This window comes from Bradyrhizobium cenepequi (assembly GCF_020329485.1).
Classification (GTDB): domain Bacteria; phylum Pseudomonadota; class Alphaproteobacteria; order Rhizobiales; family Xanthobacteraceae; genus Bradyrhizobium; species Bradyrhizobium cenepequi.
This window is the reverse complement of sequence record NZ_JAGKJI010000078.1, coordinates 1-20,314: the sequence shown is the minus strand read 5'-3', so window position 1 is coordinate 20,314 and position 20,314 is coordinate 1. Positions and strand designations below refer to the sequence as shown.

At 58.1% G+C, this 20,314-nt stretch carries 18 protein-coding genes and 3 pseudogenes; 10 read left to right on the top strand and 11 right to left on the bottom strand.

The window, feature by feature from the left end; genetic code table 11:
- A pseudogene (locus J6497_RS42485) lies at positions 1-1,003 on the bottom strand (IS110 family RNA-guided transposase); the annotation flags it as partial.
- Positions 1,004-1,251: 248 nt separating this feature from the next.
- On the opposite strand from J6497_RS42485, the pseudogene J6497_RS38050 reads away from it, so the two are divergent.
- Both J6497_RS38050 and J6497_RS38045 read left to right on the top strand, forming a co-directional pair.
- Positions 1,252-1,447, top strand: a pseudogene (locus J6497_RS38050) (transposase); the annotation flags it as partial.
- A gap of 146 nt (positions 1,448-1,593) precedes the next feature.
- Positions 1,594-1,869 (top strand): annotated as a pseudogene (locus tag J6497_RS38045) (integrase core domain-containing protein); the annotation flags it as partial.
- A gap of 160 nt (positions 1,870-2,029) precedes the next feature.
- On the opposite strand, the gene J6497_RS38040 reads toward J6497_RS38045, so the two are convergent.
- The 9 genes from J6497_RS38040 to J6497_RS38000 form a co-directional block, all read right to left on the bottom strand.
- On the bottom strand, positions 2,030-2,893 hold the full coding sequence (locus J6497_RS38040) for a D-amino acid aminotransferase (protein ID WP_225709309.1): 864 nt from the start codon (positions 2,891-2,893) through the stop codon (positions 2,030-2,032).
- Positions 2,894-2,952: 59 nt separating this feature from the next.
- Positions 2,953-3,213, bottom strand: coding sequence for a hypothetical protein (locus tag J6497_RS38035; protein WP_225709308.1), 261 nt, complete (start codon positions 3,211-3,213; stop codon positions 2,953-2,955).
- A 131-nt stretch (positions 3,214-3,344) separates the two neighbouring features.
- Complete coding sequence (locus J6497_RS38030) at positions 3,345-4,157, bottom strand: metallophosphoesterase (protein WP_225709307.1); 813 nt, start codon at positions 4,155-4,157, stop codon at positions 3,345-3,347.
- 32 nt (positions 4,158-4,189) lie between these two features.
- Entirely contained in the window at positions 4,190-5,386 is a 1,197-nt protein-coding gene (gene alr / locus J6497_RS38025) for an alanine racemase (protein WP_225709306.1), read from the bottom strand.
- Positions 5,387-5,471: 85 nt separating this feature from the next.
- Entirely contained in the window at positions 5,472-6,590 is a 1,119-nt protein-coding gene (locus tag J6497_RS38020; RefSeq protein WP_225709305.1) for a hypothetical protein, read from the bottom strand.
- Between the two features lie 518 nt (positions 6,591-7,108).
- Positions 7,109-8,377, bottom strand: coding sequence for an extracellular solute-binding protein (locus tag J6497_RS38015; RefSeq protein ID WP_225709304.1), 1,269 nt, complete (start codon positions 8,375-8,377; stop codon positions 7,109-7,111).
- Positions 8,378-8,405: 28 nt separating this feature from the next.
- A complete protein-coding gene (locus J6497_RS38010; protein ID WP_225709303.1) occupies positions 8,406-9,254 on the bottom strand; it encodes a carbohydrate ABC transporter permease in 849 nt (282 codons plus the stop codon).
- Positions 9,251-10,225, bottom strand: a complete 975-nt coding sequence (locus J6497_RS38005) for a carbohydrate ABC transporter permease (protein WP_225709302.1) — start codon at positions 10,223-10,225, stop codon at positions 9,251-9,253. Before J6497_RS38005 ends, J6497_RS38010 begins: the two co-directional genes overlap by 4 nt.
- Positions 10,222-11,427: an ABC transporter ATP-binding protein gene (locus J6497_RS38000; RefSeq protein WP_225709310.1), complete on the bottom strand. Its 1,206-nt coding sequence runs from the start codon at positions 11,425-11,427 to the stop codon at positions 10,222-10,224. Before J6497_RS38000 ends, J6497_RS38005 begins: the two co-directional genes overlap by 4 nt.
- Before the next feature lie 996 nt (positions 11,428-12,423).
- Here J6497_RS38000 and J6497_RS37995 point away from each other — a divergent pair.
- The 8 genes from J6497_RS37995 to J6497_RS37960 are packed head-to-tail and all read left to right on the top strand — an operon-like array spanning position 12,424 to position 19,852.
- Positions 12,424-14,052 (top strand): DUF1592 domain-containing protein, encoded by a 1,629-nt coding sequence (locus J6497_RS37995; RefSeq protein ID WP_225709301.1) that lies wholly within the window; start codon positions 12,424-12,426, stop codon positions 14,050-14,052.
- Positions 14,053-14,065: 13 nt separating this feature from the next.
- Complete coding sequence (locus tag J6497_RS37990; RefSeq protein WP_225709300.1) at positions 14,066-15,400, top strand: DUF1552 domain-containing protein; 1,335 nt, start codon at positions 14,066-14,068, stop codon at positions 15,398-15,400.
- A gap of 59 nt (positions 15,401-15,459) precedes the next feature.
- Entirely contained in the window at positions 15,460-15,948 is a 489-nt protein-coding gene (locus J6497_RS37985; protein WP_225709299.1) for a c-type cytochrome, read from the top strand.
- A 31-nt stretch (positions 15,949-15,979) separates the two neighbouring features.
- Complete coding sequence (locus tag J6497_RS37980) at positions 15,980-16,660, top strand: cytochrome b/b6 domain-containing protein (protein ID WP_225709298.1); 681 nt, start codon at positions 15,980-15,982, stop codon at positions 16,658-16,660.
- Between the two features lie 15 nt (positions 16,661-16,675).
- The gene (locus J6497_RS37975; protein ID WP_225709297.1) at positions 16,676-17,311 is read left to right on the top strand and encodes a CC0125/CC1285 family lipoprotein; all 636 of its coding nucleotides are present in this window, start codon (positions 16,676-16,678) and stop codon (positions 17,309-17,311) included.
- Between the two features lie 40 nt (positions 17,312-17,351).
- Positions 17,352-17,714: a cupredoxin domain-containing protein gene (locus J6497_RS37970; protein ID WP_225709296.1), complete on the top strand. Its 363-nt coding sequence runs from the start codon at positions 17,352-17,354 to the stop codon at positions 17,712-17,714.
- A gap of 25 nt (positions 17,715-17,739) precedes the next feature.
- The gene (locus tag J6497_RS37965; protein WP_225709295.1) at positions 17,740-19,203 is read left to right on the top strand and encodes a hypothetical protein; all 1,464 of its coding nucleotides are present in this window, start codon (positions 17,740-17,742) and stop codon (positions 19,201-19,203) included.
- The gene (locus J6497_RS37960; RefSeq protein WP_225709294.1) at positions 19,151-19,852 is read left to right on the top strand and encodes a hypothetical protein; all 702 of its coding nucleotides are present in this window, start codon (positions 19,151-19,153) and stop codon (positions 19,850-19,852) included. Before J6497_RS37965 ends, J6497_RS37960 begins: the two co-directional genes overlap by 53 nt.
- Before the next feature lie 164 nt (positions 19,853-20,016).
- On the opposite strand, the gene J6497_RS37955 is transcribed toward J6497_RS37960, so the two are convergent.
- A partial coding sequence (locus J6497_RS37955; protein WP_225707744.1) for a transposase occupies positions 20,017-20,314 on the bottom strand: 298 nt, incomplete at its 5' end.

Here is a 20,314-nt window from a genome sequence, read left to right as displayed (position 1 = left end):
GGAACTCGGTGCCATCGGTCCAGATGGCATGGAGGATGACAGCCATTTTGCGCGCGACGGCAACCTTCGCCTTTTTGGCGCCGATGCGTTTGGCCAGCTTGCTGCCCCAGCGCTTGAGCGCAGAACCTCGTCTGACAACGGTCAGCAGGACGTTCGCGGCCTCGAACAAATAAGTTCGAACCTGGTGGTCGCCGCGTTTGGAGATGCGGCCAGTGCGATCGATCTCACCGGATTGATGACGTCTTGGTGTTAGGCCGAGATAGGCGCCAACGTCGGCGGAATGTCTAAAGCGAGTGGGGTCATCGATGGTAACGACGTAGGACAGGGCAGTCAGGGGACCGATACCAGGAACGGTCATCATTCGCCGAACAGTCTGGTCGCCCTTTGCCACTGCCAGGAGTTGTCGATCATATTTTTCGATTTGCTCGGTCAAACAGGATTGGGCAAGGAGCAGCGGCGCGAAAATATCTTGCAAATCCGGTGCTTCAGCGAGCACGGCGTCGACTTTGCGAGCCAGGTTGGTCGAACTGGCCTTGCCGAGCACTATTCCGAGCCCCTTACACAGACCGCGCATCTGGTTGTCGAGGTCTCGCCGCAGATTCACCAACTTGGTTCAAGCCGCCAGCATCGAACGGGTTTTCCAGCTCTCCGCCCCCTTCACGGCAGCTTCCCGGTACCATCCCATGCGGGCCATTTCGGCCAATCCCTTGGCATCGTTCTGGTCCGACTTGTTGATGCGCATCGATAACGCTGCGTTGGCATGACGCGCGTCAAGGCAGATGACGGGAAAGCCCAGCGCCCTGAGCTGGTGCCAAAGCCAATTGGATAACGAGCCCGTTTCAAAAACGATCCGCTCAGCATTGCCGGCATGCCGCCGCAAGAGTTTAGCGATGGCCTCTGGATCGGTGGGTGCGTTACCTTCGAATGTCACGCCGCCGTTCTCGTCCAAGACGCAAATGCTGGTCTCCTCCATTGAGATGTCCAAACCAACGTACTGCTTCATAGAGCTGCTCCCTTTCGCTATTCCGCGGAGGCAGATCCTATCCAACCTCGTGTCTTCGAGAAGCCGTCAGCCGCGATTACGCCATGTTAAGAACTGGCCAAGCGACTGATCAGGAATCGTAATTTGTTGCTGTAGGCTGTCTTGCAATTGCGAGGTCTTGACGGTTCGAGCCTCAGAACCTTGCAGTTTCATTTTCAGGGTTTTGTCGAATCGCAAGCCATGATTCCGTGTCCGCGTCGGAGGGGGCAATGCGGCCGAAGAAGCACAAGACGACGGGATCGAACGATCTGTGCGGGCGCGGCTGGACCGGATCATCAATCTGAAGCACAAGCTGGTTCTGCTGGCCGGCAAGATCGATTGGAGCTGGATCGACGACGAGATCGCGCCGCTCTACAGCAGAACGGCTGGCCCGGGGTCGAGACCCGCTTCATGATCGGACTTCTTTACGTAACTGACGAAAAACTGCATGGACGTGAAATACATGCTTCGAGATATCCAACCCAATTGTCGCGACTTCCACAGTGAATAGCTCCTGTTGGTGGTCCGTACATCGCTAGCATATTGCCGGCTCCGAGGGGAGCGGGGCCGTCTTCTCCATCAATGGTCGGATGCGCGATGAACTGCTCAACGAGACTCTGTTCTTCGATCTCGACGACGCCCGCGCCAAGCTCCCCCATTGGGTCGTCGACTACAATATGCGGCGGCCTCACTCGTCGCTGAAATACCTCACCCCCGCGGCCTACGCCGCCCAACTCACCGCAACGGACGATCGCCTACGCAACCCCGACCAGCTCCGCCGATCGTCCGTTGCTCCAACCGCGCCATTTGGCGTACAAAACCCCGAGACTCTAACCGCTGCTGGATGAAAATTCAGTGGGTCAGGCGCAATATGAGTCTGCGCCCTTGTCGCGGCCGATATGGCCGTGCCGGAACGACGGCAGTGCGGCAATGGCGTTGCCACCTAATTGAAACTGCCCGATTCATTACTGCTGATCATCTCGAGCTGTTTCAGCGCTGCTAGCCCCGCTACCTGCCAGGAACGCAGAGAGCTTTCGCACGATCAATGTAAAGTTTCTGAAGCCTTTTTGTTACCGGCCCCACTGAACCCTGATTGATAGATACACATCCAATCTTTACAACGGGTACGACAAAATAAGTAGCGCCGGTCACGAATACTTCCCCCATTTCGAATAGCTCATCCATCTTTATCGCTTGCTCTAGAACTTTGATTGATTCCCCACGAGCAAGTTGGAGAACAACGTGTCGGGTAACACCGGGAAGGATCGATGGTCCGAGTGGATGGGTGCGAAGAACACCATCTTGGTCAACGGCAAACACCGAAGTCGATCCGCCCTCGGTAATCACTCCGCTTTCATGCAGCAAAGCTTCTCCCGCCCCCTTTAGGAAAGCTTGTTGCTTCGCCAGAACTTGCGCGAGAAGTGACGTCGACTTGATATCTCGTCGTTTCCAGCGCAGATCATCGACGATCTCAACGGTGATGCCCTTATGTAGTTTCTCTGCCGTGCACAAGTTCTTCTCCTGAGTGAAGCCAAATGTGAGCGGGGCCATGTTCTGATCGAAAGTAAACTCTCTCTCGGCAGCACCTCGGGTTACTTGAATATACACAATGCCTTCGACGAGTTCGTTTGAACAAATCAACGTTTCATGGAGTTCGCGCCACTGATGTTTGGAAAGCGGAACGCTCAGGCCAATTGAAGCGGCCGACCGAAAGAGCCGGTCGATATGAAGATCGAAGTCAACAAGTTGGCCCTTCACGACGGCCGTTACCTCGTAGATCCCGTCGCCAAAAAGAAGTCCTCGTTCAAATAAGGATACCCTGGCGAACTCGCCGCCGACAAAGTCACCATTAAGAAAGATCGTTCTGTTCATTTCTTCAAAGTCCTTTGTCTTTCTCAGACAATGATTCGGCGCTACCGGAGCATCACTGATCAATTCACCGAATAGAGATGCGAAGTTAACGACCCCATCCAGGTCGAGCCCAGTGTTTCGGAAGCGGAGGGCCAGATACGATCCGGCGCCTCGCGAATCTCACCAACACGTACATCGGATATGTCACGCGAAGGATCCGACAGTTTAAGATTGTTCACGTCTGCACCAAGTACTGGTGATATCGTACTGACGAGAAGGGTCGACGTTGGCGATTTAGCGGCCGGCGGATTCAAATCGGAAATTATGCTGTCTGTTGTCATCGGATTCTCCAACCGTTCTGATCGTGATTGTAGGTGATCCCGTCTCGCCGTGCGGTTCGCTATTGCGACCGGCCGGCTGCCTTGTCTGATGGTTCGCCGTTGCTTGCGTACGCCTTACAGCGAGCAGAGAATTAGGCTGATAGCTCAGGGTCGCGTATTGACCGGCCGCTATATTCGATCAGCGGATAGGTTCCCAACACCTCCTGAAAATGAAGAACGGATTCGCCGCCGTTCAAAAGCAGGATGCCTATTTGCGCGGGACCTGCGAGATAGTTTGGCTTAGCCGGCAGAAGCTCGAAGTCGTTCGCGTAGCACGTGCCTTCGATTGTCGTCCACGCAAGTCCATTCCAGCTCCCCGACGAAGCGCGGTGGGTGTGCCCCAGAAGAATATGTTTGACGTTCCGAGCTGCAGTTACGGCCGCCAAGAATTTGTCGGCATCGCGCACCCTGGAATGGTCGTTCCAGAGCCCCGTCCTAAACGGGGGATGATGCATAAAGAGATAGACGGACTTCTGGCCTGCTTGCTTCAGTTGTTGATTCAACCAGGTCAGTTTTTCGTCGCAGTAGTCCCCGGAATTTTCTCTGGCTTTAGCAGTGTCCAGGAAGAGAAGCACCTCGCGCTCGGTTTCTAAGGCGCTCTGAATATAGCCGCTTTGGTCCTGCTCAACCTCGGGCATGACCTTGAGCAAAGTATCGCGGTCGTCATGATTGCCAGCGAGGAAGCGAATGGGCATTCTCAACGGCTTGAGACAGTCCAGCAGAGCGAGATATTCGGTTTCTCTGCCGTTCTCAACATTGTCACCCATCGTTACGCACAGATCCGCGTCAGCTACAAGCCTTTGGATTGCAGCCACGCAAGAGTCTAATCGCGCGATGGGATCGATGCCGCGCACGAGTCCACCTTTTTCCGTAACGTGAAGATCCGGGAGAAGAACAATTTTCATGTGAGCCGCCGACTTGGTTGTTAGATGGCAATCTAGTTTACGAAGACCTTGGGCGACCGGTTGTTCATTCTGGCTAAGACAGCGCTTTGACCTGAGCCTTGCCACTCTGACAAATCATCTAGCGTGATCGTCTCGTCGCCGTCAGTTCCGACAATCGTTACCTGTTCACCTATGCGCGGATCCGGCAGATCGGTCAGGTCGATGACTGAAAGCTCTGAGTTGACAGTTAAAACTGGCACGCGTTTGCCTCTCATCAGCACGTAAGCCGTCTGACGAGATGTCGATGGGGCGTAACCATCGCGCCATCCGAACGGGATTACGCCGGTTGCGCCCGAAAACGGCGCGGCTTGACGACCGTGAACTCCGGTGGTTCTGCCTACTGTCTTTCCCGGAAAATCAGGAAGCACATGTATTAGTTGCGATTTGACGGCCCGGAGAGCTGGGCGCAGAGAAGAGAAGTCGGCCAGATCCCTTGGCGCGGATGCCTTTCCATACAGCAAACTGCTGATAGCGACTGCGTTGCAGTTGTCTTGGAGCCCAAAAATGACGCCGCTGCTTGCTCGCGCCTGTGTCACGGGAATGCCGAGGCCTTCACTGCGCAGAGCTTCGACCATGTCGCAAAATTCCGTGGTCTTCTGTTGCGCAAAGTCTTTGCCCGAAAGGTCAGTGAACGGCACGTGCGTATACACCGCCTCGACAACCACGTTCTTCATGCTGGCGATTTCGCTAATGGCGGACTTGGCTTGGTGGAGTGGAAACCCTATACGCCCCCCACCCGCATCAACCTTGATGTGCACCTTCGTCGGCTTGTCTGCGCTGACCGAGACCGCCCCGGCCAATTCGATATTGTGAATGGTGGGAGTGAGGCCATGCTGCAAATAGAGAGGAATGCCCTCCGGCAAAGTAGCCCCGAACATAATGAGCTGCATATTGGGTAACGCTGCTCGAACCATCACCGCCTCATCGAATGAGCCACAACACAATGCATCGGCGCCGAGATCAGAAAAGCGCTTGGCTACTTCAAGGACATCACAGCCATACGCGCCACTCTTAATGCAGGCATGAAGCCTTACATTCGAACCGATCATCCGTCTTACGACGGTCATGTTGTGGTCGAGGGCACCGAGGTCGACCTCTACCCAGTTCGGTCGAGTCGGAGAGACCAGAAGATCTCTTTGCGTTGAAATCCGCTTTTCGCTACCCATCACATCCCTTTTTGCTACTACCACATTAGTTCTCCTATTGAGCCAATCGGCGCGCGGCTACTCTGTCTTGGCCAGGGCGCCACAAACTGTAACGCACTGCCGTTCGGTTCTATGCATTTGGTCCGAGTGATGCGGCGTGGCGCGAACCGCAGATCGTCTCAAGTTCGGTACGAAAGTCCCTTGCCTCATCAATAAGGCTGGCAATGTGGGCAACTGTCGCCTCGGCACCACGCGCACCGACGAAAAAGAAATGTCCTCCCCGTATCTCCCGGTAGAGCCGCAGCGGCAATGTTCCAACAAGCGTGCGCAAATTCATCCACTGATCGGGACGCAGATCGCGAGGCGCAGCCTCGGCACGTATTCTCTGGGCATTCAAGAAATGCCAAGCGGTTCGATCGCTCAGCGCGTGTCTCTCATCGGCCCGGTTGGTGGGCACGATCATCGCTGTCAGGGGAAACTCGGCAAACCGCGTGGCGCCCATGTCGTCTTGAGCTTCTTCGAGATCCCAACGCGGTCCCGAAGGCGAGTAGCGTTGCACCGTTCCGCGAAGCATGATTGGCGTGTTGCACATGTAGTGCCGCAAGTAGATCTCTTGCTCTATAATTGGACGACCGTTGTCACGTCCCTGGTCGGTAAGCCCAGCAAGAAACCCCTGAATATGGCCGTCGCAGATTCCGTCGGGCGCCGCCGCCACAGTGCGCGCCCACAGACCCCGCGAAGTCAAGGGTTCGCCGCCCGATCCAACTAGAATGAGACCGGGAAGCGGCGGCACAGCGGCGAGCGAGAGAAAGCAGATCGCGTCGATACCGCGACGGATTAGAGCGGCATTCACGGCCGATACCGAGCGCCCTGCCATGCTCCACATGGCGACCACGACCTGGCGCCCCGGGGTCTCGCGCAAAACGACCGATGTGATGGAACCGACCCAGTCTGCCCAAGCAGTGATAGTCAGATCGGAAAGGGCAGCGCCGATGACGGGATGATCACTCGGATAGGAGAGGCCGAGCAATCCGATCCCGTGCCGTTCGAGCCAATAGTCCAGGAAATCCGCACGGCTTGAGAAGGGGTCGCCGTAGGCGATGCGTGCGAGATGTCCACCGCCGGGGAGAAAGAGCAACAGCGGGCGATGGGGATCTCCTTGCCTGAGGTACCGCAGACCGGTGATAGTAGCGCGCTCGATGCGTTCCTCTCCGGCGAACAGGGTGGGTTGCGTCTGGGCTTCGAACATGTGCGGGACCTACGCCGGATTGTGGACATCTGCCGGCGATGCTCCCAGGCTGCTAGCCTTTGCGTCCCACCCGGATGTCCCTAACAAGGTTTTGTTCCTAGCGCAGGCTACCGTCGAGCCCCGTTGTGAGCCTTGAAAGCACTGTTGCATAATGTTGTCTCTAAGAAGCCGTGAGGAAGCTGTAGGCATCGATATTCGTCGTGATTATGGAGTTCTGTCGCCGGATGACGAGAACCAACCCGTCACCAGCTGAACGCGGTGGGCAGCGACGAGTCGTTTGGGGGCGCTCGTCGCAAGACCGATCAATCCGTTCCGATGCTCAATCAGTGCGATGTTGCTCGGTGCCGGTGGTCCGGACGATGGCATTTGAGCGGGTATACGACTCCCTCATCAGATTTCGCCGTTGTCACGGTCTTGTCTCCTATCACGCGCAGTTGCGCGTTGAGTACGCGTAAGTGTTGTTTTAGTCTCTGTGCTGCCTGCAAGCGCGACGGCATTGGTCAGCGTCTTGAGAGGCACTACCTTCTGACGTTTACCAGCGGTTCGATTTCTTTCGTTAGAGCTTTGACCGCGACTTCCGGTGCTTCTTTCAGTCCGACGACGCGAAGCAGATGATCGGTCACGATCGTATAAATTCGGGGCCCGTTTGGTCCGGGCGGTGCATACCAGCCCGTAGCAACATCAAGACGATTAAGTACCGCATTTGCGTTAGGACGCTGAGCAAGCAGAGACTTCAATTCCGGCGACGCACCAATCGCCCGCTGGTTCAGCGGATAATAGCCGCTGTTTTCGCCGACTATCTGTTGCCCTTTTGGTCCAACGGCAAAGTCAATGAACTTCAGGGCAAGCTTCTGTCGTTCTGGATCCTTGGTCATGATCGAGGCTATCGGTCCCACAGTCGCAATCGTTCCAACTTGTGGCTTCACAGGAAAGGGTTTCGCGAGCACTTTGAAGCGATTGCCCGCAGCTTTTTCCGCAGGAGCGATCGTCGAACTCGTTCCGGCCAACACACCGATTGTTCCTGCGGCAAATGCTTGGCGAGCTTGATCCCTTGTCATGGCGGCCTTTGCCTGCCCGACTTCGCCAAACCCCTTCAGTACGTTCATCGCCTCAAGGCCTGCGGGCGTGTTGATCTCAAGCTTTGTCTCGTCGCCGTTCATGAAGTGTCCGCCGAACGACTGCAGAAGCCAAAGCAGCGAGATGGCACCTGTCCCATCTGCTTCGAAATAGCCCCCGATGATAGGTGATCCGAGGCGATCGATTTTCTGTGCCAGGGCCAACACGCCATCCCAATCGGTTGGCAGATTGTTTGGATCACCTCCTGCTTTGCGAACGAGATCAGAGTTGAATATGACTACGGGAGTGCCCACACCAAACGCGGCGCCATATATTGCTTTCCCTACCCGCCCCTTTTCGCGCACCACGGGGCTCGCTCTTGCTATTTCGAGCTCTGGGTTGGCCGCTATGAATGGGTCAAGTCGAACGGCCAGGCCGCGCTCGGCGTATAGACGCTGACCGCTTCCCACCACCACCAGGTCAGGGAGGGATTGGCCTATCGTGACACGGCGAAGCAGGTCTTGCTGGAGCTCGTCGTAGCTGCGTGGTCCCGGGGGGACCTTTATCTTAACGCTTGGATTTTCCGCCTCGAAGCCGGCCCCAATTGCATCAAGCATCTTTGTGTTGTCACTTCCAGAGGCTATCTCCAATGTCTCCGCGTAAGCTGCAGAGGTACCGAACAGGACTGCGGCAAGGGACAAGCCGCACATCAGTTGTTTGAGCGCGCTCACAATAATTATCATCCGTTGAGTTCGGAATTTACTTGATGCCGCCTCTGGTCAGCCCCTCAACGAACCACCTTTGGGCAGCGAGAAAAGCGACTAGGAGCGGGAGGACGACAAGTGTTGACGCGGCCATGAGAGGACCGTAGTCGTTGCCGGCCTCCTCGTTCATGAAGGCCATGATGCCGAGCGGCGGCGGCATGAGCGACCGGTCTTGTACTGCGATCAAAGGCCAGAACAGGTCATTCCAGTGGCCGACGACCGAGAATATTGAGAAGGCGAGGATCGCCGGCAGCGCCATCGGCATCATGATTTTCCAGACGATGGTGAGCTCCGAGAGACCGTCGAGGCGAGCGGCATGGATCACGTCGTCAGGAATGGTCTTGAAGAACTGACGGAACAGGAAAATCCCGAACGGGGAGACGACGTAAGGGAAGACGAGCGCCGCATAGGTGTTGAGGATGCCTAACTGGTAGCCGAGGATAAATAGTGGCAGCGAGAGAACCTGGTGCGGCAGCAGCAAACCGATAAGTACCATACCGAAGAGCAGGTCGCGGCCGGGAAACCGCAGCTTGGCGAGCGCATAGGCGCAAGGAGCGCAGACGAGGATCTGCAGCGCTAGGATTAGAGAGCATACGATCAGGCCGTTGCCCATGGAGCGAGGCAGCGGCGCTTGAGTCAACGCTTTGGTATAGTTCTCGACGCCGTAGAACTGTGCGGGCCAGAAGGTGAAGGACGCGCGGAAGATCTCGCCGGGCGGCCTGATCGACAGCGAGACCATCCATACGAAGGGGGCGAGAATGAGCGCTCCGGTGACGATCAATACGGCATGCCGAAGAATTGCGGCAGGTCGCCACAGAAAATTGGCGGAGGTGATGAAGCTCATTGATAGTGCACCTTCCTATCCATAACGCGGGTCTGCACCAGAGTGAGCGTCACGACGATCGCGAGAAAGACGACGGCAATGGCAGCGCCATATCCGGTGCGCAGGTATTCGAAACTTTCCCGATACAGCGTGTAGAGCAGAACCTCGGAAGCGTGGCCCGGCCCACCTTGGGTAAGCACCTTTACGGTGTCGAAGCACTCGAAGGCCCTCAGCGCCACGACGATGACGACGAACATCGACACCGGCCCGAGCATGGGCAACGTGACGGTGCATAGCCGATCAAGCCAGAGGTCCGCACCGTCGACGTCCGCGGCATCGTAGAGATCCTTCGGGATGCTTTTGAGGCCAGCAAGAAACAAGATCATCGCGTAGCCGAGGTTCTGCCAAATGCCGATAACTGCCAGCACCGGTAGGGCGGTATTCTCGTCGCGCAGCCAGTTGGCGGTCGGTAGACCGATGGCAGCGAGCGTTTGATTGACGAGACCGATCGTGGGGTGCAGCAGCGCCTCCCAGGCGATCGCCATGGCCGTCATTGTGGCCATGAACGGTAGAAAATGGATGGCACGGTAAAAGGGGCGGCAGGACTTTCCGCTTTCGATCAGAAGCGCAATCACAAGGCCGAGGACGAGAGTGCCTGGCACGACGATCAGAACGTAGATCACGGTGTTGAAAAGCGAGGTCCTGAAGCCGCCGTCCGCAAAGGCCTCACGGAAGTTGGCAAGGCCGACAAAGGAGAGCGTCCGCGCGCCGAACTGCCAGTCGGTGAGTGCGATGACGAAGACACCGATTACCGGCAGAAAGAAGAGCACGAGCAGAAAGAAGACTGCCGGCCCGGCCAGCGTCCAGGCCGTCAGTGCTTCTGTAAGGGTACGGCTTCGCCTCAATGAGGCGGTGAGGGATGGAAGCGTTCGAGCGCCATCTGTCGCGGACGGCGCTTCGGATCCGCTGGAAAGAGCAAGAGGCTCGCTCATCGGGCGAGTTCCCGGATTGGCGTGATCGATGCCCCTGCAGATTCCACCTCCCGGCGCAGACGTTGCCCATCACGGGCAAAGAGCAGACGTTGCCCATCACGGGCAAAGAGAAGCACGCGGTCCGGCCTCACACCGACGTGCAAGGTTTGGCCGGGTGCTATATCGGGCGTCCGTTCGGCCAGCAGCCTCGCGATCAAAGGATGATCGATGCCCGCCAGATCGAGATGGACGAAGAGATCGGAGCCCATGTGCTCAATCATGCGCACGGAGCCGGTCAGTGCGCCCTGCCCGCCATGGTCGGCGAGATGAAAAGCCTCCGGGCGAATGCCGAGGGTGAGATGCGCGCCAGCCAGTGCATCGGCTTCGATCGGAAGCGTCGATCCGGCCACGTCGATCAGGCCCCGTTCGCGCACCACGCCCTCGAGCATATTGATCTTGGGCGAACCGATGAATTCGGCGACGCGCCGATCGTCGGGATCGGCATAGATGTCCTGTGGCGGAGCCACCTGCAGCAACTCGCCGTCGAGCATCACCGCCACGCGGTCCGACAGCGTCATGGCCTCGGCCTGATCATGGGTGACATAAACGAAGGTGACCCCCAGCCGCTGGTGCAGTTCCTTAATCTCGGCGCGCATCTGCACACGTAGCGTGGCGTCGAGGTTAGACAGCGGCTCGTCCATCAGGAAGACAGCCGGATGGCGCACCATCGCCCGACCAACCGCCACGCGCTGACGCTGCCCCCCGGAGAGCTGCCCCGGCTTACGCGACAGCAGGTGGCCAATGCCGAGCAACGTGGCTGTACGGGTCACTTCCGTCTCAATCTCGGCAACTATCCGCTCCGTTCCTGGCAGGAGGCCGCCGAGAAGTGGAAGTCTCTGTAAGGCAGAAAGCTGGCGCATCCGCAGCGGCAGAGCCATGTTCGATGCGATGGTCAGGTGAGGATAGAGCGCGTAGGACTGAAACACCATCGCGACGTCCCGACGCTTTGGCCGCAGTCCATCCACCACCCGTTCCCCGATCGAGACCGTGCCCGCGTCCTGCATCTCGAGCCCCGCCAGTATACGGAGCAACGTCGACTTCCCGCACCCCGACGGTCCCAACAGAGTCAGGAACTCACCGTCCGCAATCGACAGCGAAACACCACGCAAGACTGACGTCTGACCGTAGTTCTTATTGATGCTGTCGAGTAAAACGGATGCCATTGCCGTTACTTTCACATCGTCAGGAAAGTTTTGCGGAACACGCAATGAGATCGTGTACACGCGTTCGCTGTGTGGGAGACCTTAAAGGCAGGAATTACTGCAATCGGATGACGTCCATCGAATAGTTCGATGCAAACATGCGAACATGCGATGATGCGGGGACAGAATGATGTCAGAAGAGCAGCGGCCAAGCAGTGGCCTCTCGTTGAGGGCGGTGCGTTGACACGTTGACACTCCTCTATCAGCGATACGCAGGAGAAAACGACCTCGGCATCAGCCGACGTTCGGCCGCCTTCATCTCGCGGGCATGGCGCCTCCCTTCGCTACTCGTTGGCTTCGCGCCAGCCGTCGCCACCCGACGATCTCCATGACTCTAACATTGTTGGTAGTCGATACGGCGTCCATACTGCTGCAATCATGCAATAGCCAACCTCTGCAAGGCGGTTGCCCCCGGATGCGTACAAGTCGGCTGCGTTCAAATGCACGGCACTTTGGGGCAAGTTGCCGCGCCTGAAGTGCATACCGGAAGGTGTTGGCGGACTGCCGCGAGCAACAGAACGATCTGCCGTCTTTCATGGAGCGCGTGGCAGGCGCGTACGCGAACAAGCGGTGCGCGTGGTTGATTGCACCGTCTTGAGCGATAGCTCTTACCCTTCCAGCATTATTCTTCCGGAGCGCCATCAACCATCGCAGTTACGCATGGATACATCGGATTACTCGATGATCGTCATCCATCTGTCGCAGTTCGAGTTTTTAAGATCTCGCGCAATCAAACAGGATAGGCGATGTGGAAATAACAACAATGGCATCCATGTTGATCGACAGCATCACCCATGATCAGGCCGAGGCTAAGACGTTATCGGTGACCGGGTGCAGGCATGCTCGATGGCGAGTTGTTGCAGGTCGCACCGCCGCAAACACATGAGTCCGTGATTATCGAAATCGAGTGACCCTGCCTGTATGCCATCGCTAAGGCGCTCATTAGGAATGCCCCTCATGCGCAATGTATCCATTATCGCGTTGGTATCTGCCTCCGCCGCTTTCGGCTTTGCTTCATATCAAATTGCGATCGGATCGGAAGTGGTTAGTATGAGACGGCTAACCCAGCAGGAATATCGCAACTCCATTGCCGATATCTTCGGCACCGAGATTGAAGTGCGCGGCCGCTTCGAGCCCACGATCCGAGTTGGCGGCTTGCAGGCAGCCAGCACTTCGGTGCTTTCGATAACGCCTGTGGGCTTTGAATCCTTCACCAAACTGGCGGACAGCATCGCTACCCAGGTGACAGGGGAGAAATACCGCGCCAAGCTTTCCTGTGTGCCCAAGTCGGCCAAAGAGCCCGATGATGCCTGCACCGCGCAGGTGCTGAGCCATTATGGACGGATGCTGTACCGCCGGCCATTGACCGAGGACGAGATCAAAAGCGCCGTCAATCTGAGCCACGGGCTCGCCGAGTCGCAGAACGACTTCTATGCCGGCCTGCGCTATGGGCTGGCTAGCTTGCTCCAGGCGCCGGATTTCGTATTCCGCATGGAAACTGCGGTGCCGGCCGGCAACAAGCAATGGGCGCTCGACTCTTACAGCAGGGCCACCCGCCTCAGCTACCTGATGTGGGATTCAACGCCCGACGCCGAGCTGCTGCAGGCGGCCGAGAAGGGCGACCTGAACACCGCCGCCGGCCTCGAGAAGCAGGTCGACCGCTTGATGTCTTCGCCGCGCCTCATCGTTGGGATGCGCGCCTTTTTCAACGATATGCTGGAGCTCGACAATTTCGACACTGTCTCCAAGGACAGCATCCTTTATCCCAAGTGGAGCTCAGGCATTGCCGCTTCAGCGAAAGAAGAGACGCTGCGCACCGTCATTGACCTGGCATTGCATGGTAACGGCGACATGCGCGACCTGATGACGACGCGCAAGACCTTCCTCAACCGCAATTTGGCGGCTGATTATCAGCTGCCGTTTCAGGTCACGGGTGAATGGATGCCGTATGAATTCGAGTCCGATTCCGGGCGCAGTGGCGTCCTGACCCAGGCCAGCATGCTGGCGATGTTCTCCCATCCCGGTCGCAGTTCACCCACGAAGCGCGGTGTGGCAGTGATGGATATCTTCCTGTGCGAGCCCACACCCGCGCCGCCCGCCAATGTGGATTTCTCGGTGGTCAATGATACCAGCGGCCCATTGAAGACCGTGCGCGAGCGCTTGATGGCGCATGCCGACAATAGCACCTGCGCATCCTGCCATAACCACAGCGATCCCATCGGGCTGTCCCTTGAGGGCTTTGACACGATCGGTCAGCGCCGCACCATGGAGAATGGCAAGCTGATCGATCTTTCGGCCACGATAAAGGGCAAGCATTTTGTCGGCGCCGCGGGGCTTGGACAATTCCTGCACGACGATCCCAAATACACGGCCTGTCTTGCACGCAAGGTCTATGCGTATTCCCGTGGCGTGAACAGCGAAGATGTCCCTGCCTCCGCCTTCAAGACCGCCCACCAGGCCTTCGCGGATTCCGGTTTTCGGATGCGTTCCTTGCTGAAGAGCCTAGTCGAGGACAAGGATTACTTCCGCGCGCCTGCGCCTTCCCCTGAAACAACCAGCTCCGCGCCCAGCGTCGCGGACCAATAGATAGGGGCCCGCCATGAAGATCGATCGCAGATCTCTGCTCCGGGGCACGTGCCAGGGCGCTCTAGCCGTCATGGGCCTGCCGTTCCTTGACTGTTTCTTGGACAGCAAGGGCGAGGCGCTGGCCGCGACGGGAAAGCCGCTTCCCACGCGTTTCAACACCTTCTTTTTCGGCCTGGGCCTGACCTCGCAACTGTGGATTCCCAAGACGGGCGGGAAGGACTGGGAGATGACGTCCCAGTTGAAACCGCTGGAGGCCTATCGCGCCAAGCTGAACGTCTTCAGCGGGTTGCGTGTCCCGCTTGATGACAACCCCAACCACCAGCACTGGTCGGGCGCAGCGGCCGCTGCCACCGGCATTTCGCCTACCAAGGTGAACGAGTTCGATTCCAAGACCATCGACCAGCAGATCGCCGATGTCATCTCGCGTGGTACCCGGTTCAAATCGATTTCGGCGTCCTGCGCTGGCGACCCGAAGCAAAGTTTGTCCAGTCTAGGGGGTGCTAACACCATTCCGGCGGAAGCTTCGCCGCTAGCGCTCTACACCCGCCTGTTCGGGCCGGGCTTCCAGGACCCTACCAAGGGCGACTGGAAACCGGATCCCCAGACGTTGATCCAGCAAAGCGTGCTGTCGGCGGTGGCCGACAACCGCAAGCGGGTCATGCAGAACCTCGGTCCCGCCGATCGCGCACGCATGGATCAATATTTCACCTCGGTGCGCGAAGCTGAACTGCGGCTGGCCGCCGAACTGCAGCGTCCCGAAATCCAGGCCAACGTCACCATTCCCCCGGCGCCCGCCGAGATGGTGTGCAACAATGCACTCCCTAATCTCCGCAAGGCAACACCGTTGATGGCGCGGCTGGGGGCGCTGGCTCTCGCCACCGACCAAACCCGGGTGTTCAATCTCAGCGTCTCGGAGCCCACGTCGCAGATCTTCATGCCGGGCGACTCGTTGGCCTACCACAACACCACCCATGAAGAGCCCATCGATCCGGTACTCGGTTATCAGCCGCGCGTGGCACAATACAATGTCGACTCGATGGAACTGTTTGCCATGCTTCTGAAGGAGCTGGATGCGGTTCCCGAAGGCGACGGCACCGTTCTCGACCATAGCCTCGTCTTCGCCTTTACCGACCAGAGCTTTGCCAAGATCCACGCCGTGGATGGTCTTCCGATCTTCGTGGCCGGTGGCGCCAGCGGCCGCATGAAGACGGGTTATCATATCGCCGGCGACGGCAGTCCGGTATCGCGCGTCGGCCTGACAATCCAAAAGGCGATGGGCGTGTCACTCGACGTCTGGGGCAAGGGCTCCATGGCGGTCAGGCAACCCTTCACTGACTTGCTCGCATAATTGGATGTGCTTCATCCGTCGCAATTTTCTCCATCGCATCGGTTGGGAGCGTTCGGACCGTGTCTTCGTCAGGTTTTCGTATTGCTGTCGCGGCGGTGTGCGCCGGTTTCAGTCTCTGGGCTATGGAAGCCGCCGCTGGACCACCTGAGGTTGCTCAGGTCAAGTCCCGCCAGGACAAGTTCCGCGACATGGGCGGCGCCTTGAAGGCGATCGTTGACGAGCTCAGAAAGCAAACGGTGGATTGGGACAACATCGTCGCGCCCAACGCCCAGACCATCAAGGATCGCAGCGGTTACCTGATCAACTGGTTTCCCAAGGGCACCGGCCCGGAAGGCGGCGTCAAGACCCACGCGCTCCCCGCTATCTGGCAGACGAACGACGACTTCGTGAGGCTGGGCAAGACGGCGGAGGCCGAAGCCGTCAAGTTGAATCAGGCCGCGCTCGGCAAGGACCGGAACGCGCTGAGAGCCCAGGCGGAAGCCATGAGTAAGGCCTGCAAGGCCTGTCACGACAGTTATCGCTCGCCTGAGAGAGATAATGACGAGTAAACCGTTCCACGACTTGTCTAAGGCTTACCGTATGGAGCTGGCTCACGCCTATACGACAGACCTGAAGGTCTGGGACCTGCCGGTTCGCATCATGCACTGGATACTGGCGATCGCAATCGGCGTATGCTGGTGGACCGGCGCCAATCACCAACTCGAGTATCATTTCTACAGCGGCTACGTGATCCTCTGGACCGTGCTGATGCGTCTCTATTGGGGCCTTGTCGGGTCCTCGACAGCGCGTTTCAGCAATTTCGTCCGAGGGCCGAAGGCGATCGTCAACTATGCGAGCGCTCTGCACCGGCGCGACACCCCGCCCAGCCATGGACACAATGCGCTGGGAGCGATCGCCATCATCATAATGCTGGGCCTGGTCCTGACAGTGGTGATCCTTGGCCTGTTTTCCGTGGATGTGGACGGGTTCTATTCGGGCGCCCTATCGAGCTACGTCACCTTCGAACAAGGCCGGCATCTCGCGCATCTGCACCAGAAGTGGCTCGACGTTCTTCTCTGGGTGATCGCACTGCATATTGCCGCCGTCTTCTTCTACTTCATCTATAAGCAGCAAAATCTCGTTGGTCCCATGCTTTCCGGCAAGCGCCCAGGCGACGGAGGCGAAGCGGAAATGAAGATCGCACCGCTGTCGCGGTTTGCGATTGGCGGGGTCATCGCGGCTGCGCTCGTATGGGCAGTATCGAACGGATTCTATTTCTGAATGACGGAAGACAACATGAGGCAGGCTAGAATGAACCGCAATCTCGGCATTGGATTGACGCTTGCTGCACTTGGCGCCGCGGCGAGCGTCAGTTTCGCAGTGGACGCACAGCCCGGTGCCGCTCCCACGTCGGCACCAGCCAATCCCGCGCAGGCTGGCGACGTGCTGCCCATGGTGCCGCTGGCCAAGCCGGGGGTTGTTACGGTGCAGAAGAGGGACGGCGATCGGTTTCATTTGGTCGTCGCGGGCCACAAGTTCAACACACGCGCCGAGATCGAGAAATATCTCGCCTACCGCGCCGCCGAGCTGACGCTCGAGCAGAAGGCGAGCTGGTTCACATTCATCGAAGCACGGAGCAAGGGCGACACAGCTCCAGAGCCCAGGAGCGACCCCACGGGCCGCCGCTACAGCTTTCGCATGGACTATTTCCGGCCCGCCTGGCGCTACAAGGCCGGCGGCGCGCCGGCCTGGGTGAGTTGGAGCCCCTTTTCGGGCGCGGCCTTCATCGCCGATCCGAAGGGCATCACCGATTTTGAGGTCAGCGCCGACATCGTGCTCCACAAGGGCGCGATGGACGGCGCCGATCCGCTGGCGTTCGAGGCCCAAGCGGTCGCCGATCTTCTGATCAACCAGGTCTCCCCCCCCGAATAACAAGGAACTTGCTGTGATAGACCGCCGCACTTTTACCGGAATGCTCGCCGGCGCTGGCGCAATGATCGTCGCTTCACGCGCACTCGCCCAAGGCAAAACCGTCGACGTATTGGTCAAGAACAGCCCCAAGGCAATCTTTGCGCCCGCGACCGTCAATATCCGCGTGGGCGACACGGTGAAGTGGACCAATCCCAGCTTCATCACGCACTCGGTTACGTTCGATCCGGCTCAGGCCGCGGACGTCGGCAATGCGGCGCTGCCGCCGGGCGTGGCACCGTTCGACTCTGGTGCCATGGAGGAAGGCACCACCTTCAGCCATATGTTCACGCAAAACGGCACCTACAAATATTTCTGCAAGTTCCACGAGGCCATGGGAATGGTCGGAACGGTCGTGGTTTCTTGAATCCTGACATCGAAAGGAGGACGTCATGATGCTGAAAAGGCGTCTGATGATTTGTGGCGCGGCGGTGGCCCTGAGCACCGGCGTGGCCGCGCCCGCCGCGGCGGAACCATGGGTCCGCGGTTATGTGGTGAACACCTATGCATATGCTTTCCGGTATGGCGGTCGCCCGGGTTTCACGCGCGGCTCGGAAATCGAGCCAGGTGTGGACTGCCCGCACGGCCGGTCGTCACATTTCACCACAGATGCCCAGCTCCGAATCGCACTGGGGCGCCAGAAATGGCGCTCCCAGCAAGAGATCGACTGGATCATCGCGCCTCCTGGGCTGGACCAAGTTCGAGAGCGGCAGGGCCTCCGCTTCGATATCTTGTCCCGTGCTGTATCCTATCGCGCGTACAAGCGTGGCATTGCCACCTACGTTAATCCATGGGCCGCTGAAGATCCGGGTCAGCCAGAGGTCACGAGCCGCATTGGAGAGGGATTCAATCTCGACGGCAAGGTCGGTGCCCGCGATTTCGTCAGCCCCGCTGGCGAAATGGGCATCGACAATGCGCTTTATCGCGCCTGGGGCTGTGACGCGCCCTGGCGCGGCGATGGCAATGCAGAGTTCGACTTGCGGGTCCGCGATAGTATGCGATTCGGTCTTTTTACGATGGTTCTGCGCATCTCGGGCAACCAAGACCCGATGAATGACAGCGACGCTATAGTGGAAATCGGCTATTCGCCGGACAAGATTGTAAAGGACGCCCGTGGAGGCATTGCGGCAGATTATTCCTACCGCATTTTGAAAAATGCCCAATACACCAAGCTTAGAGCAAAGATCATAAACGGTGTAGTGGAGACGGAACAGGTCGAGCATCTGCACGCCCCACGTATCGCATGGGTCTTTAGTCAGAATGGTGACGCCAATTTCAGCAAAGGCAAGATCCGTCTGAAGATCGCCCCAGATGGGTTAAGCGGTACAGGTCTGATCGGCGGATACCGTAACTGGCGCGATCTCTATGCCGAGGCTAGTCTCTGGAATAACGCTGGTCAGCAAGACATTGGCCGCCATCAGGATCATGTGGCCCTTTATTTCGCACTCCGCCGCAACGCTGACGGAATGTACGAAGAGAAAAGCGGAAAATATAACGGGATCTCTACGGCTTACCGTATCACGATGTCTGCTGCTTTTGTGGTGGAAGCTGACGAGCCGATGAACATTCCGATACACGCATATGACCTGTGGCGAAAGAAGGCTTTTGAGGCCATCAAGGCCAACACCATCAGGGGCATCGAGACTCGCATTCCCCAGGATGTCCCGCCGGGTAACTTTGAAGCGGTCTATCCCCGTCTCGAAAGAACCATCAAAGATCTTCCCAGTAAGGATTTCTTCCTCAAGACTCTTGATCGTCCGCATTATCCGGACGGCGTCGGCATGGATGAGGCCGGTAACCTGATTGACGACCAGGGTAACTGCATCGACAAGACCGTGGTGTGCGGGCCCCCGTAAGTTTGATCGCCGGAAGAATAATACTCTGGACGATTTGGAAATCGGTCCCGTCCACTGCGGCCCTGTTGATATTCTGCGGCGAACGCCAGTTTCGCAGCAGGCGCAAGGCTGTCCGCTGCTCGCGCGTCGCCGCAGGCGAATCCCGCGCAGCCGCGGACATACGATCTTACCTTCTGCCGATGGTGCCGCCGGCCAAGGCCGCCGAAGCCGCCAATACGGCACTGCCGCCAGGCGCGGCACCGTTACGGCGAAATGCGGATGGCATGTTCGACAAGACGCCGCTGGATACGATGGGCTCTCGACGGCCTACTCCGTCAAAGCTGTCAGCGCTTATATCGTCGACCCTAGCGAGCCGATGGATATTCCCATTCCGCTGAACGATCCGCGCGTGGTGCGATACAAGAAGGTCGCTGAGCATCTCAGGATCAATTTCATCAAGGGCGTGGACACACGGATTCCACAGGATATCCCATTGAACAGCCCGGAAGCGGATTATCCGAGCCTGGAAGAGCGTTTTGCCAACGGCCTTCCCAGCAGGGATTACTTCCTCAAGACGCTCGACCGTCCTCATTTCCCCGATGGAGCCTATATCGACGATCGCGGCCGGGCGATCGACGATCAGGGCCGTCCCCTGACAAGCCCGGAATGACGAACGATCCTGACAGATATCAGCTGCGCGTCGCGCATTGCCTTGGCCTGCACGGCGTAGTGCCCCTGCAGTAGCGCCGTGATCGGACCGATGCCGCGATCGATTTGAAAGTCGTTCACCCTCACGATAGGAACGACGAAACAAGTCGCGCCTGTGATCAACAACTAGTGTTGTGACTCTAACGCTTGTTTCGCGCGGGGGACTTTTTCGAGGATTTCACCCGCGGATTTGGTCCAGATAAAGGGCTTTGGGGCGGCGTTGTGGTTTTCCAGGTATTCCATGATCGCACGCTTGAGCTCGGCGACGCTCTCAAAGGCGCCGCGGCGGATGCGGTTTCGGGTGATCTCGGCAAAGAAGCGCTCGACCATGTTGAGCCAAGAGGCCGAGGTCGGCGTGAAGTGCAAATGGAAGCGTGGGTGTGCCTTGAGCCAACGCTTTACGGCTGGTGTCTTATGGCTGGCA